The organism is Blastococcus aggregatus (assembly GCF_900221005.1).
Taxonomy (GTDB): domain Bacteria; phylum Actinomycetota; class Actinomycetes; order Mycobacteriales; family Geodermatophilaceae; genus Blastococcus; species Blastococcus aggregatus.
In genome coordinates this window covers 64,506-77,714 of the sequence record NZ_OBQI01000001.1, presented here as the reverse complement: position 1 = coordinate 77,714, position 13,209 = coordinate 64,506, and the positions used below count along the sequence as shown (strand labels likewise).

The 13,209-nt window shown below is 73.6% G+C and carries 11 protein-coding genes; 6 read left to right on the top strand and 5 right to left on the bottom strand.

What is annotated here, in order from left to right; translation table 11 throughout:
* Nucleotides 1–47: 47 nt before the first annotated feature.
* Nucleotides 48–2,600 (bottom strand): aminopeptidase N, encoded by a 2,553-nt coding sequence (gene pepN / locus CRP29_RS00370; protein ID WP_097193993.1) that lies wholly within the window; start codon nt 2,598–2,600, stop codon nt 48–50.
* Nucleotides 2,601–2,765: 165 nt separating this feature from the next.
* Between pepN and CRP29_RS00365 the strand changes: the two genes are divergently transcribed.
* The 3 genes from CRP29_RS00365 (at nt 2,766) to CRP29_RS00355 (ending at nt 4,891) form a co-directional block, all read left to right on the top strand.
* On the top strand, nt 2,766–3,428 hold the full coding sequence (locus CRP29_RS00365) for a mycothiol-dependent nitroreductase Rv2466c family protein (protein ID WP_097193109.1): 663 nt from the start codon (nt 2,766–2,768) through the stop codon (nt 3,426–3,428).
* A gap of 64 nt (nt 3,429–3,492) precedes the next feature.
* Nucleotides 3,493–4,254 carry an SDR family oxidoreductase gene (locus CRP29_RS00360; protein ID WP_097193108.1) on the top strand — a complete coding sequence of 254 codons (762 nt, stop codon included), beginning with the start codon at nt 3,493–3,495 and terminating at the stop codon, nt 4,252–4,254.
* A gap of 142 nt (nt 4,255–4,396) precedes the next feature.
* Nucleotides 4,397–4,891 carry a ribose-5-phosphate isomerase gene (locus CRP29_RS00355; protein WP_097193107.1) on the top strand — a complete coding sequence of 165 codons (495 nt, stop codon included), beginning with the start codon at nt 4,397–4,399 and terminating at the stop codon, nt 4,889–4,891.
* Here CRP29_RS00355 and CRP29_RS00350 read toward each other — a convergent pair whose 3' ends face one another.
* The gene (locus CRP29_RS00350) at nt 4,892–6,136 is read right to left on the bottom strand and encodes a GNAT family N-acetyltransferase (protein WP_097193106.1); all 1,245 of its coding nucleotides are present in this window, start codon (nt 6,134–6,136) and stop codon (nt 4,892–4,894) included.
* 77 nt (nt 6,137–6,213) lie between these two features.
* Between CRP29_RS00350 and CRP29_RS00345 the strand changes: the two genes are divergently transcribed.
* The 3 genes from CRP29_RS00345 to CRP29_RS00335 all read left to right on the top strand — a co-directional run bounded on the left by CRP29_RS00345 (nt 6,214) and on the right by CRP29_RS00335 (nt 9,445).
* Complete coding sequence (locus tag CRP29_RS00345) at nt 6,214–6,630, top strand: MarR family winged helix-turn-helix transcriptional regulator (protein ID WP_097193105.1); 417 nt, start codon at nt 6,214–6,216, stop codon at nt 6,628–6,630.
* Nucleotides 6,631–6,779: 149 nt separating this feature from the next.
* A complete protein-coding gene (locus CRP29_RS00340) occupies nt 6,780–8,387 on the top strand; it encodes a phage holin family protein (RefSeq protein ID WP_245852219.1) in 1,608 nt (535 codons plus the stop codon).
* A gap of 74 nt (nt 8,388–8,461) precedes the next feature.
* The gene (locus CRP29_RS00335; RefSeq protein ID WP_097193103.1) at nt 8,462–9,445 is read left to right on the top strand and encodes a sigma-70 family RNA polymerase sigma factor; all 984 of its coding nucleotides are present in this window, start codon (nt 8,462–8,464) and stop codon (nt 9,443–9,445) included.
* Between the two features lie 24 nt (nt 9,446–9,469).
* Here the strand turns inward: CRP29_RS00335 and CRP29_RS00330 are convergent, their stop codons facing one another.
* From CRP29_RS00330 to CRP29_RS00320, 3 genes are all read right to left on the bottom strand, one after another.
* Complete coding sequence (locus tag CRP29_RS00330; protein WP_217991408.1) at nt 9,470–9,883, bottom strand: MmcQ/YjbR family DNA-binding protein; 414 nt, start codon at nt 9,881–9,883, stop codon at nt 9,470–9,472.
* Entirely contained in the window at nt 9,873–10,592 is a 720-nt protein-coding gene (locus CRP29_RS00325; RefSeq protein ID WP_097193102.1) for a polyamine aminopropyltransferase, read from the bottom strand. Before CRP29_RS00325 ends, CRP29_RS00330 begins: the two co-directional genes overlap by 11 nt.
* A 70-nt stretch (nt 10,593–10,662) precedes the next feature.
* Nucleotides 10,663–13,044, bottom strand: a complete 2,382-nt coding sequence (locus CRP29_RS00320) for a phosphatase PAP2 family protein (protein ID WP_097193101.1) — start codon at nt 13,042–13,044, stop codon at nt 10,663–10,665.
* Between the last annotated feature and the right edge of the window lie 165 nt (nt 13,045–13,209).

Below are 13,209 nucleotides of genomic sequence, written 5' to 3'. Positions count from 1 at the left end.
CAGGCCCCGCCCACCTGATCGGTGGGCGGGGCCTCGTCGTTCCTGGCTCAGAGGCCGGCTTCGGCGTCCCGCTCCCGGGCCCGGAGCGCGCGGGCGATGCCGTCCCGGCCCTCGAAGATCAGCCGCCGCAGCGCCGCCGGCTGGGAGGCGTCGGCCAGCCAGGCGTCCGCCGCGACGAGGGTGCGCGGCTCGACCACGGCCGGGAACAGGTACTGGACGGCGTTCTTCGCGATCTCGCCCGGCCGCCGGTCCCAGATGGGCCGGACGTCGGCGAAGTAGCGGTCCACGTACTCGGCGGTCAGCTCCCGCTGGGCCGGGTGCCAGAAGCCGGCCACGATCGCCTCGTGCACGGCGTTGGGCACCTCGTCGTCGTGGAACGCCTGCCGCCACGTCTCGGCCTTCGACTCGGCGGTGGGCCGCAGGGCGCGCGCCGTGGCCGCCCGCCGCACACCGGTGGCGGTGGCGTCGCGGGCCTCCTCGGCCGCGATCTCGGCGTCCCCGGCTGCGCCGACGGCCACGAGACCGTGCAGGAACGCCCACCGCGCGTCGGCGTCCACCTCCAGGCCCTCGATCGTCCGGGACCCGTCGAGCAGGCCGCGCAGCGCCGCGACGTGCTCGTCGGTGCGGGCGGCGCTGGCCAGCGTGCGCGACCAGAGCAGCTGCTGGTCGCTGCCGGCCGGCGCGGCCTCCAGCGCGGCCAGCGCGTGGTCACCCAGCCGCGCCCAGCCGGTGGGTGCCCACGTCGGGTCGGCGAAGCTGTTCAGCGCCGTCTGCACGCGGGCCAGCAGCGACTGCACGACGCTGCTCTCGCTCTCGGTGTCCACGCCGGCAAGCACCAGGTCGACCCAGTCGCGGGCCGGCAGCTCGGCGTCGCGGGTCATGTCCCACGCCGCCGACCAGCACAGCGCCCGGGCCAGGGGATCGGTCAGCGCCCCGATGCGGGCGCGCAGCGTGGCCAGCGAGCGCTCGTCGAGCCGCAGCTTGGCGTAGGTCAGGTCGTCGTCGTTGACCAGCACGAGGTCGGCGGCCGGGTGGCCCACCAGGTCCGGCACCTCGGTGCGGGCGCCGGCGACGTCGAGCTCCACCCGGGCGGTCCGGGTCAGCCCCTCGGGGCCCTCGCTGTAGAGGCCGACGGCCAGGCGGTGGTTGCGCAGCACCGGGTGCTCGGCCACGGCGCTCTGCTCGATGGCGAAACTGCCGTACCGGCCGTCCTCGGTGAGCTCGAAGACCGGCCGCAGCGTGTTCACCTGGCTGGTCCGCAGCCACTGGTCGGCCCACTCGCTGAGGTCGCGCCCGGAGCTCTCCGACAGCGGCCCGAGGAGGTCGGCGAGCGTGGTGTTGCCGTACTCGTGCTGGCGGAAGTAGCGACGCACGCCCGCGAAGAACTCGTCCCGGCCGACGTAGGCGACCAGCTGCTTGAGCACCGAGGCGCCCTTGGCGTAGGTGATGCCGTCGAAGTTCACCTCGACCGCGGCGACGTCGGGGATGTCGGCGGCGATCGGGTGGGTCGAGGGCAGCTGGTCCTGCGCGTACGCCCACGCCTTCTCGGTGTTGGCGAACGTCGTCCAGGCCGTCGTGTACTCGGTGGCCTCGGCCTGGCACAGCGTGCTGATGTAGGTCGCGAAGGACTCGTTGAGCCAGAGGTCGTCCCACCAGCGCATGGTCACCAGGTCGCCGAACCACATGTGGCCCAGCTCGTGCAGCACCGTCTCCGCCCGGCGCTCGTACCGCGCCCGGCTCACCTTCGAGCGGAACACGTAGTCCTCGAGGAAGGTGACCGCGCCGGCGTTCTCCATGGCCCCGGCGTTGAACTCGGGCACGAAGAGCTGGTCGTACTTGTCGAACGGGTACGGGTAGTCGAACACCCGGTGGTAGAAGTCGAAGCCCTGCTTGGTGACCCGGAACAGCTCGTCGGGGTCGAGGTACTGCGCCAGGCTGGCCCGGCAGTACAGGCCGAGCGGGATGCCGTCGTGCGAGTCGGTCACCTTGGCGTACGGCCCGGCGATCAGTGCGGCGAGGTAGGTCGAGATGCGCTTGGTCGGCGCGAAGTGCACCAGCTGCGATCCGCCGTCCCCGGCCTCGATGGTGCGGTCGCCGCTGTTGGAGACGACCTGCCAGTCGAAGGGCGCCGTCACGTGCAGCGTGAAGGTGGCCTTGAGGTCGGGCTGGTCGAAGCAGGCGAACATCCGCTTGGCGTCGGCGACCTCGAACTGCGTGTAGAGGTAGACCTGCCCGTCCTCGGGGTCGAGGAAGCGGTGCAGGCCCTCCCCGCTGTTGGAGTACCGGCAGTCGGCGGTGACGACGAGGGTGTTCTGCTCGGCGAGGTCGGGCAGCGGGAGCCCGACCTCCTCCGTCCACGTGCTGACGTCGAGCTCGACGCCGTTCAGGGTGGCCGAGCGGAGGCCGTCGGCGACGAGGTCGATGAACGTCGAGGCGCCGGGTTCCCGGCAGCCGAACACGACGGTCGTCGTCGACTCGAAGGTGCGTTCGCCGGGATGGCCGGCGCCGTCGGTGACGTCGAGCGAGATGTCGTAGCTCTCGACGGTCAGGATCTCGGCGCGGGCAGCGGCATCGATGCGGGTCAGGTTGGGTGCGGCCACGTCGGCGAGCTTCCCACGGAGGGGCGACAGCAGTCGCGTGCGCGGTGGGAGCTCCGGCACAGCGCGGCGGCGACCGGGGCGGGAACAAGGGGACGCCGATGCGGATTGGCACCCGACGAGACCCGGTGCGGATCCCCCGGGGCCCCCGACCACGAGGAGAACCGCATGACCGAGGCAGTGCAGAGCGCCCCCGCGAAGGCCCGCGTCGACTTCTGGTTCGACCCCCTGTGCCCCTGGGCCTGGCTGACCAGCCGCTGGGTGCTCGAGGCCGCCAAGGTCCGCGAGATCGACCTCCACTGGCACGTGATGTCCCTGGCCGTGCTCAACAGCGGCCGGGACCTGCCGGAGGAGTACCAGGAGATGATGAAGAAGGCGTACGGCCCGGTCCGGGTCGCGATCGCCGCCGCGCAGCAGCACGGAGACGAGGTGCTCGGCGACCTCTACACCGCCATGGGCACGCTCCGGCACCACGAGAACGTGGAGCTGGAGGACCTGGTCGCACCGGCGCTGGAGCGCGTGGGCCTGCCGGCCTCCCTCGCCGAGGCCGCGACCTCCACCGAGTACGACGAGGCGCTGGAGAAGAGCCACCACGCGGGCATGGACCCCGTCGGCGAGGACGTCGGCACGCCGGTCATGCACATCGACGGCGTTGCCTTCTTCGGCCCGGTGATCAGCAAGGTGCCGACCGGTGAGGACGCGGGCAAGGCCTTCGACGGCGCCGTGCTGCTGGCCAACCTCCCCGACTTCTGGGAGCTCAAGCGCACCCGCACGGCCGGTCCGGACATGGACTCCGTCCCCGCCGACACCCTCGAGCTCACCCCCCGCTGACCCCCACCCCGAGGGCGGAAATGGCCATCTCTGCCCTCGGGGAGCGGTGCGGCACGATGTCCGGATGCCGCACCCCCTCCGCCAGCGCATCTTCATCTCCGGCGCGAGCGCCGGGCTCGGCCAGGGCATGGCCCGCCGATTCGCCGCCCAGGGGCGCGACCTCGCGCTGACCGCCCGCCGGCTCGACCGGCTCGAGGCGCTGCGCGACGAACTGCTCGCCGCCCACCCCGGCATCCGGGTGGTCGTGGCCGCGATGGACGTCGACGACCCCGCCTCGGTCGCCGCGGTGATGCCCCGGCTGGCCGAGGAGCTCGGCGGCTTCGACCGGGTGATCGTCAACGCCGGGATCGGCAAGGGCGGCTCGGTCGGTACCGGGTCCGCCGCCGAGAACCGCGCGGTCCTGCTGACCAACGTGCTCGGCTCGCACGCGCAGTGCGAGGCGGCCATGGCGCTGTTCCGCAGCCAGGGCGCCGGGCACCTGGTGCTGATCTCGTCGGTCGCCTCGGTCCGCGGCATGCCGGGCACCCGCACCGCCTACGGCGCCAGCAAGGCCGCGCTGAACGCGCTCGCCGAGGGCATCCGCTCCGACGTGTACGGCTCGCGGATCGTCGTCTCCACGGTGCTGCCGGGATACATCGCGACCGACATCAACGAGGGACGGCGGGGGCCGCTGACCGTCGGCCTGGACAAGGGCGTGGACGCGCTGGTCGCCGTCGTCGAGCGGGAGCCGGTGCGTGGCTACGTGCCCGAGTGGCCGTGGCGTCCCGTCGCCCGCCTGCTCCGCGTGCTGCCGCTGCCGATCGTCCGCCGCCTCACCGGCTCCTGATCGAACTTTCGGTGCAGAAAGTCCCGGACTTCCTGCACCGAAACTCCCGGAGGGGCACCAGCAGATCCGCGTCGGGCGCGCACCCCGCGCCGGCCGTCGACCCCGAGAACCGCCCTGCGGCAGGCCTGTCAAACTGCTCGTCATGCGCGTCTTCGTCGGAACCGACCACGCCGGCCTCGAGTTCAAGGAGCACCTGAAGAAGGCGCTCGCCGAGGCCGGGCACGAGCCCGTCGACTGCGGGGCGTTCGAGTACGACGCCCAGGACGACTACCCGCCGTTCTGCTTCGAGGTGGGGGAGCGCACCGTCGCCGAGCCCGGCACGTTCGGCGTCGTCATCGGCGGGTCGGGCAACGGCGAGCAGATCGCCGCCAACAAGGTGCCCGGCGTCCGCGCCGCCCTGGTGTGGAACACCGCCACCGCGCAGCTGGCCCGCGAGCACAACGACGCCAACGTCGTCTCGATCGGCGCCCGGCAGCACAGCGTCGAGGAGGCCACCGAGCTGGTGCTGGAGTTCCTCCGCACGGACTTCAGCGGCGACGAGCGGCACGTCCGCCGGATCGGGCTGATCAGCGACTACGAGCGCGACAGGCACCGCCCGGCCGGCGGTCAGCCGACCGGCCCGCAGTCGCACCCCTGATCAGAACTCGTCGGGGCACCACGGGGTGACCGGCCAGCCGAACCCGGTCGAGGCCTGGACGACGGCGCCGGGGCTCACCTCGCGCACCCGTCCGGCGCCCTGGAGCGTGGCGAGGGAGACCCCGCCGAGGTAGGCCGCGGACAGCTCCTCGATGCCGAGCACGATGTCCGGGTCGCGGTCGGTGCGGTCGCAGAAGGCGCCGGCCGGGTGGCCCCACAGGTGCCAGCGGCCGGTGTTCTCCGGGCAGAACTCGTCGCGCACCTCGAACACCATGTCCAGGGGCGCGGGGTAGCGGCGGGCCGACAGCGCCCGGCCGACGTCGACGACCCGGACCCACAGGGCGTCGAGCGGGCGGGCGTGCAGCGCGCGGGGGTCGGCGAGCAGGTGCCGCAGCGGGTCGTCGTCCGAGGCCATCGACGCCTCCACGGTGCGCACCAGGTCGATGGAGAGCAGGTACCGCCACAGGGCGGCGTAGGCGGCGGGGGTGGCGGCGCGCACCTCGCCGACCGAGATCTTGCCGTCGGGCTCGCCCGCATCGGTCCACGAGGCCTTGCGCCGGTAGGTGGCGTAGCCGCTCGCCGTCCCGTCGGCCTCCCGGTGCAGCAGCAGGTGCTGCGCCGACCAGCCCCGGCGCTCGTCGGGGTCGTCCTCCAGCAGCCGGTCCCACCAGCGCTCGTCGCGGGCGAGGTTGCCCGGCACCCAGCGGCGGAGCTGCTCGTGCAGGCCGACGGCGGAGGCGCGGAACTCGTCGCGCTCGGCCGGACGGACCCCTCCGGTGCCGGTGTCGACGTCCCGGCGGAGCCGCAGCCGCTCGGTCGCCCCGGTCCAGTTGCCGCGCCGGGTGGCCGGGGCGTAGCCGAACCGCCCGTAGATGGACGCCTCGGCCGCCCACAGCGCTGCCACGGGCTCGCGCTCGGCGGCGCGGATCTCGTCGAGCTGGCGGCGCATGATCGCGGTGAGGACGCCCCGGCGGCGGTGGGTCGGCGCGACGGTGATCCAGGTGATGCCCGCGCAGGGGACGACGGCGCCGGGCACGGTGAGTTCGCGGCCGTAGATGCCGGCCGTCGCGACCACCCGGTCGCCGTCCCAGAGGGACAGCGAGCGGTCCAGCTCCGCGACGGGCGAGGGGGTGTCCAGGTACCGCCCGCTGGGCTCGTCCCCGAACACGCCGTACATCGAGCGCAGGAAGCGCGGCCACTCCTCGGTGGTGATCGGCCGGAGCTGGGCGGCGAGGTCATCGGGCACGCCTGCGTGTCTACCGGTCGGGGGACTCTGGGCGCCAACGGGTTGTCGGGCGGGAGATAGCTGCCCAGGATGCGCGGATGGATGACGAGCGGCCGATCGGCTGGTGGGTCAAGCGCCTCGACGCGCTCCTCGAGGAGGCGCTCGACTCCGTCGTCGCGGCCGAGGGGCTGACCCGCCGGCACTGGCAGGTGCTCCACTCGCTGGCCGGCGGCGTGGACCAGGAGGCCGACGTCGTGGCCGCGCTGGCCGGCTTCTCCGGGGACGCGCTCGGCGTCGTCGCCGATCTGGCCGCCCGCGGCTGGGTGGACCGGCGCCGCGCCGGCCTCGTGCAGCTGACCGCCGACGGCGTCGCCGCCCACGACCGCGTCTCGCGGGCGGTGGGACGGGTGCACCGGCACACCGCCGACGGGCTCTCCCGGCAGGAGTACGAGCGGACCGTGCTCGTCCTCACCCGCATGGTCGAGAACGTGGAGCGGGCGCTGGGCCGGGGCTGACCCGGAGCCGGGCGTCCGTTCCGGTTCCGCTCGCATAGGGTCGGTCCAGCAGAGCGCGTCGTCGCGACGGGTACGGGGGACGGGACCCGCCGCCGGCGTGCCATGGCGAGAGGGGCCCCGTGCGCGCCCGTGTGCTTCCCGTGGCCTTGGTGGCGGTGCTCGTGACCGGATGCACGGGCTCCTCGGCGGACGAGCCCGAGGCGTCGGCACCGGCGTCCGAGGACTCCGCGCGGACCGCGGCACCCGCCGAGCCGCTCACCCTCCTGCCCGGCGGCGACGCGGTGGACCTGGCGCTGGGCGTGAGCGGCGCGCTCTTCGAGAGCGCGCCGGTGGTCGTGACGGCGCGCGAGGACGACCGGCCGGGGCTGCTGCTGGCCGCGTCCGCCGCTGTCGGCCTCGGGGTCCCGCTGCTCGTGGAGGGCTCGGACGACGCGCTCTCCGACGAACTCGACCGGCTCGGCGCGGGCACGGTCCTCGCGGTAGGCGAGGCCGACGGCGGGGCGGCCGGGGACGGTCCCGATGTCATCCGCGTACCGGCGACGCCCACCGCGGTGGCCGAGGCCACCGATCTCTCCCTGGCCGAGGCCGATCCGGTGCCGGACGACGGCGCTCTCGACGCCGTGGCCGGGCTCGACCGCGATGAGCCGGCGGCGCTGGTGCCCGACGGCGAGGAGCCCGCGGACGGGGACGACGTCGACCGCGTGCCGTCGGTGCGCCCGGGGGAGGCCCGCGGCGAGACCGTCGTCCTGGTGGGCGACGGCGACGAGGCGGTCGGGGCCGTCGCGACCGCCCGCGCCGCCGGGGCGCAGGTCGTGGTCCTGGAGGCTGCGGATCCGCGCGCCTCGGAAGCGGCGCGCGCCGCGCTGTCCGACGCGGGCACCGGGTCGGTGATCGCACTGGGGGCGGAGCTGGCCGCCGAGGAGGGGCTGAACTGGAAGCTGGAGACGGCGGCCTCGGGGACCGAGCTGCCCGGAGGCGGCCAGTTGCTGTTCCCCGGGAAGATGCTCGTCGCGCTGTACGGCCACCCCGGCACCGCCTCTCTCGGCGTCATGGGAGAGCAGCCGGTGGAGGCGGCGGTGCAGCGGGCCCGCGAGCACGCCGCCTGGTACGAGCCGCTGGCCGGCGGCCGGGCCGTGGTGCCGGCGTTCGAGATCATCACCACGGTCGCCTCGGAGTTCCCCGGTGCCGATGGCAACTACTCGGCCGAGGCCGACATCGAGGTCATCCGGCCGTGGGTCGAGGCCGCCGAGGAGGCGGGGTTGTACGTGGTCCTCGACCTGCAGCCCGGGCGTACCGACTTCGTCACCCAGGCCGAGCGCTACCGCTCGCTGCTGGAGCTGCCGCACGTCGGGCTGGCGCTCGACCCGGAATGGCGCCTGGCACCCGACCAGGTGCACCTGACGCAGATCGGCTCGGTCGGGGTCGAGGAGGTCAACCGGGTCGTCGCCTGGCTGGCCGACCTGACCCGTGAGGCGCGACTGCCGCAGAAGTTGCTGGTGCTGCACCAGTTCCGGCTCGACATGCTGCCGGGCCGCGAGCTGCTCGACACGTCGCGTGACGAGCTGGCCGTGCTGGTGCACGCCGACGGCCAGGGCTCTCAGGGGGACAAGCAGGCGACCTGGCGGGCGCTGCACCAGGAGGCACCGCCCGTCTGGTGGGGGTGGAAGAACTTCTACGACGAGGACGCCCCGATGCTGACCCCGGAGCAGACGATGGAGCAGGTCCGGCCCGCGCCGGATCTGGTCAGCTACCAGTAGGCGATCGCCTCTCCCGTTCTGTCGGTGCCCTGTGGTGTGCTGGCGCGCACACCGACCGGAGGAGTGGTTCCCAGGTGACCAGCGTGGCTCTCGGCCCCACCGATCAGCTCGATCCGCGGCTCCTCGAGCACCGTCGTGAGCTCACCGGCTACTGCTACCGCATGCTCGGCTCGTCCTTCGACGCCGAGGACGCGGTGCAGGAGACGATGGTGCGCGCCTGGCGTGGCCTGGCGGACTTCGAGGGCCGTTCCGCGCTGCGGTCCTGGCTGTACCGGATCGCGACCAACGTCTGCCTCGACCAGCTCAACGGGCGGCAGCGCCGGGCGCTGCCGATGGATCTCGCGGGCAACCCGTACCCACCCGTGGAGGCCTCGCTGGCCGGCCGCCGGCCGATGACGGCGTGGGTCGAGCCGGTGCTCGACCGCCAGGTGATCGCCGAGGACGGCGACCCGGCGGAGCAGGCGGTGGCCCGCGAGTCGATCCGGCTGGCGTTCGTCGCCGCGCTGCAGCACCTGCCGCCGCGGCAGCGGGCGGTGCTGATCCTGCGCGAGGTGCTGCGCTGGAAGGCCGAGGAGGTCGCCACGCTGCTCGACACCACGGTGGCGTCGGTGAACAGCGCGCTGCAGCGGGCCCGTGCCACGCTCGCCGACCTCGACGGCCGCCCGGCTCCGCGCACCCTGGACGACGAGGACCGCGAGCTGCTCGCCCGCTACCTGGACGCGTTCGAGCGCTACGACATCGAGGCGTTCGTGAAGCTGCTCCACGAGGACGCGACCCAGCACATGCCCCCTTTCGAGATGTGGCTCCGCGGAGCCCGGGACATCGGCACCTGGATGCAGGGGCCGGGGGCGGAGTGCGCGGGGTCGCGGGTGTTCCTCACCTCGGCGAACGGGACGCCGGCGCTGGCGCAGTACCGGCCCCGCGCCGGTGGTGGCCACGAGCCGTGGGGCCTGCACGTGCTGGAGATCGAGGGCGGGAAGGTCGCCCACATCTCCAGCTTCCTCGACCTCGGGACGGGGTTGTTCGTGAAGCTCGGCCTGCCGGCGGGCTTCGACTGACCGGGCGCGCACCCAGCCGGTGAGTCAGGCCTGGTGCGCGGCCAGCCAGGCGGCCCTGCGCCGGGCGGAGGCCTGGGCGAGCCACGCGTCCTGCACCAGCTCGGCCAGTTCCTGCCGCGAGATCTCCCCGAGCCTGCCGGCCTGCACCAGGACCGAGTTGTGCCCGTCGAAGTGCGGCGTGGTGAAGAAGGGCGTCGTCCCGTCCTGCACGAGGGCCAGCTTGTCCGCCTCGGACTCGACCCAGAACATGATCACGTCCGGGAGCTTCTGGCCGGCGGCGTCGACGGCGTCCGGCCGCGGGGTGCGGAAGAAGACGAACGACTTCCCGCCCACCTGGTAGACCGCGTGGCCACGTGAGCCGTGGACGACGGTCACGTGCGGCATCGCCTGCGCGAGCTCGTGCACGTCCTCGACGCGCGCCGGCCGGTCAGCGGTCACGGCTGGTGGCGAGGTAGACCGTGTTGGTGGCCGGACGGTCCTGGAGCGGATTGGGAAAGTCGATCACCTGCGCGACCACGTCGACGAAGACCTCGGACAGCGCGGCCAGGTAGCCGGCGTCGGGCGGATCGTTGGACCAGAGCGAGTAGACCCCGCCGGGCCGGATCGACGCGGCCAGCTGCCGGATGCCGGACGGGCGGTAGAACGGTGAGCTCCCCTCGTCCAGCAGGTCGGCGGGGGAGTGGTCGATGTCCACGATGACGGCGTCGAAGCGCCGTTCCGGCGTTCCCGGATCCAGTTCGGCATCGGCCGCCATCGCGAAGAAGTTCCCGTGCACCAGCCGGCACCGGGGGTCGGAGGAGAGAGCGGCACCCAGGGGCAGCAGGCCCTGCTGGTGCCACTGGATGACCGGCTCCAGCAGGTCGATCACCACGAGCTCGCGGATGCGGGGATCGTCGAGCACCGCCTGCGCGGTGTATCCGAGGCCGAGACCGCCGACCGCCACGTCGAGTGCGTCCCCGTCCAGCCGCGCGAGAGCCAGCCGGGCGACCTCGATCTCGGCGACGGTGAACAGCGAGGACATCAGGAACTCCTCGCCCAGCTTGACCTCGAACACGTCGACGCCGGTCACCGGCTCACGTCGACGGCGGAGGCTGACCTCGCCGATCGGGGTGGAACTCCAGGCGAGTTCCTCGAATCGAGCGCTCACGCGGCCCACGGTCTCGTCACGGTCCGAGCCTAGGTCGCGGCCCCCTTTCCTCGGGGGCGTCCTTCGCGGGTCAGAGGAACAGGCGGTGCGCGAAGCGGGCAGCGAGGAGGGAGCCGAGGACGGCAGGCGCCCAGAACGTGAGCAGCCGGAAGACGAGGACGCCGGCGCACGCGCTGGTCAGCGGCTCGCCGAGAGCGGTGAGCGCGAGCACCAACGACACCTCGGCGATGCCGGGAGCGCCGGTGGCCGGAAGCGCGACCCAGAAGAGCCGGAGAACCGTGTACACCGCGGCGCTGACGGTGACCGGGACGTGCCCGCCGACGCCGTGGAGCGCTGCGACGAGTGCCGCGGCCTCGAGCGCGATCGCGGCCGCGGACCAGCCGACCACCGTGGCGATGCGTCGGCCGCCCAGCCGGCGCAGGCCGGCGCGCTGCCGGGCAGCGGAGGCGGGCGCGTGCCGCCGGGTGAAGGCCTGACCGAGCGAGACCAGGAGGAAAGCCGTGCTCCCCAGCGCGGCCAGCGCGAGCAGGGAGTCCGGGTAGCGCCAGGTGGTGAGCCGACCATCGGCCAGCGCCAGGACCACGGACGCCGCCGCGACGGCGGCGGCACCGAGCGTCGTCCCCGACCGGATGCGCTCGTATGCGTGTACGGCAGATCCTGGGAGAACGCCGGCCCGTTCGTAGTACCGGCCGGCGACGACGCGTCCGCCGGGACGGCCGTGCACGAGCGCGGCGCCGGCCGTGACCAGGTCTGCGGCGTACATCCGCCCCACGGCCAGCCGGCGGTCGACCGCGGAGCGGGCGGCGACGGCAGCGGCGGCCCGGGAGACGAAGGCGATGGCGACTGCCGCGCCCAGCCAGCGCCACCCCTCGAACTCCACCTCGGCCAGCACACCGGTCGTTCCGCCGATCGCCTGCAGCCCGACGAACACCGTCGCTGCCCCGGCCAGGACGGCCAGCCAGGCCAGGACACCTGCCGGCTGCAGGCGCGGTAGTTCCGTTTCCGGCAGGGCGAGACGGCGGTAGGTCTCGCGGCGGAGGTCGTCCAGTCGCGTCGGCTCGGTCCGCAGCTCGGCGCGGGTGACCGCCGACAGTGACAGGGGCTCCAGGCTCGGAAGGGCGTGGGTCACGACATCGCGGCCGAGGCCGGCAACTGCGCTGTCCGCGATCACCTCCGGAGCTGAACGGAGTGCCAGCGAGGTCATCAGTTCGGCGACGTCCCGGGCGACGGCGTCCGCATCGGCGCCGGTCTCGGCGTTGCCGAAGTCCACGATCCAGGGGTCGCCGGCGCGGTCGACGAGCACGTTGGAGGCCACGAGGTCGCGGTGCGCGATGCGGGCCGCCCCCAGACCGGCAACCTGTTCCCACACGCGACCCAGCAGGTCTGCGGTGATCTCCTGAGGGGACAGGCTCTCCAGGGAGCGGGCGTCCACGAGTTCCTGCACCACGAGGGCCCGGCCGTCGGTGCCGCGGGCCAGGAGTACCGGGGGTACCCGCACGCCGCGTTCCCGGGCGGTCATCGCGGCGACCGCCTCGTCGACGGCCTGCCGGCCCAGCGACGCGAGCGCGCCGACGTCCTTGACGTCCCCGACGACGAGCATCCGCGCACCGCGGTAGAGCCAGTCACGATCGAACGGGTCGGGGTCGAGCACCTTGATGAACAGCCGCCTCCCGTCCGCTGCGGTGCCGAGGAACGGGTGCGAGCTGCGGGCGTGAACGGCTGCAGGACGCAGCTGCTGTGCCGGGAGGCCGAACCGGGCGAGCAGATCGGCGACATGGGCGGCTGTGGGTTCCCACCGCGGCACGCCGAACACGTAGTGCACCAGCGAGCCGCTGATCCAGCCCACCAGCAGACCGCCCAGCACGTCCAGCGGTAGATGGGCGCCCACGTAGATGCGGGCGAGCCCGACCGTCAGGGCCAGCGCCCACGCCACCCGGCGCAGCCGTCGGGACAGGTAGGGCGCGGCCGCGGTGGCCAGGGCGGCAGCGACAGCGGAGTGGCCGGACACGAATCCGTTGCCGCCCAGGATCGCTTCGTGCAGGACGGCCCCCACCGGCAGGCCCCCGGGTCGTTCGCGGCCCACCCAGGCCTTGGCCAGTGTCGTGGCGAGGCTGGCCAGTCCGGCAGCGAGTAGCAGGTCACGCGCCATCCGGAACCGGCGGGCCAGCGCGGCCACGCCGGCGAGGACGAAGACGGCCATCCCGTTGCCGAGCTGCATCACCGTCCACACCGGTACGTAGATCAGCGCGGGCAGGTCGTTGATCAGGCGGAAGACGTCGGTCTCGAAGATGGAGAGCTGACCGCGGCGGGCGACGAGGAACGCCAGCCCGAGCAGAGCAATGCCCAGTCCGACACGGAGCAGATCGCCCGGATGCCGATGAGCCGCCGGGCGGCCGGTACCGGGGAGGAGTGGGGCGCCTCGCCTGACGGAGGTGATGGTGCTGGCGCCCATGGGCACAGTCGACCGCCCTCCGCCGCCCACGGGCAGGGACTTTCGTCTCCACCCGGCCGCCGGTGGCCTCCGATGGCTGGACCGGGCGGGCGACGGTGGTCTCGCCGATGACCTCGGCCCCTGTCGCCGTCCGGACGTCCAGCGCTTGTCTGGATCCGCAGCTCG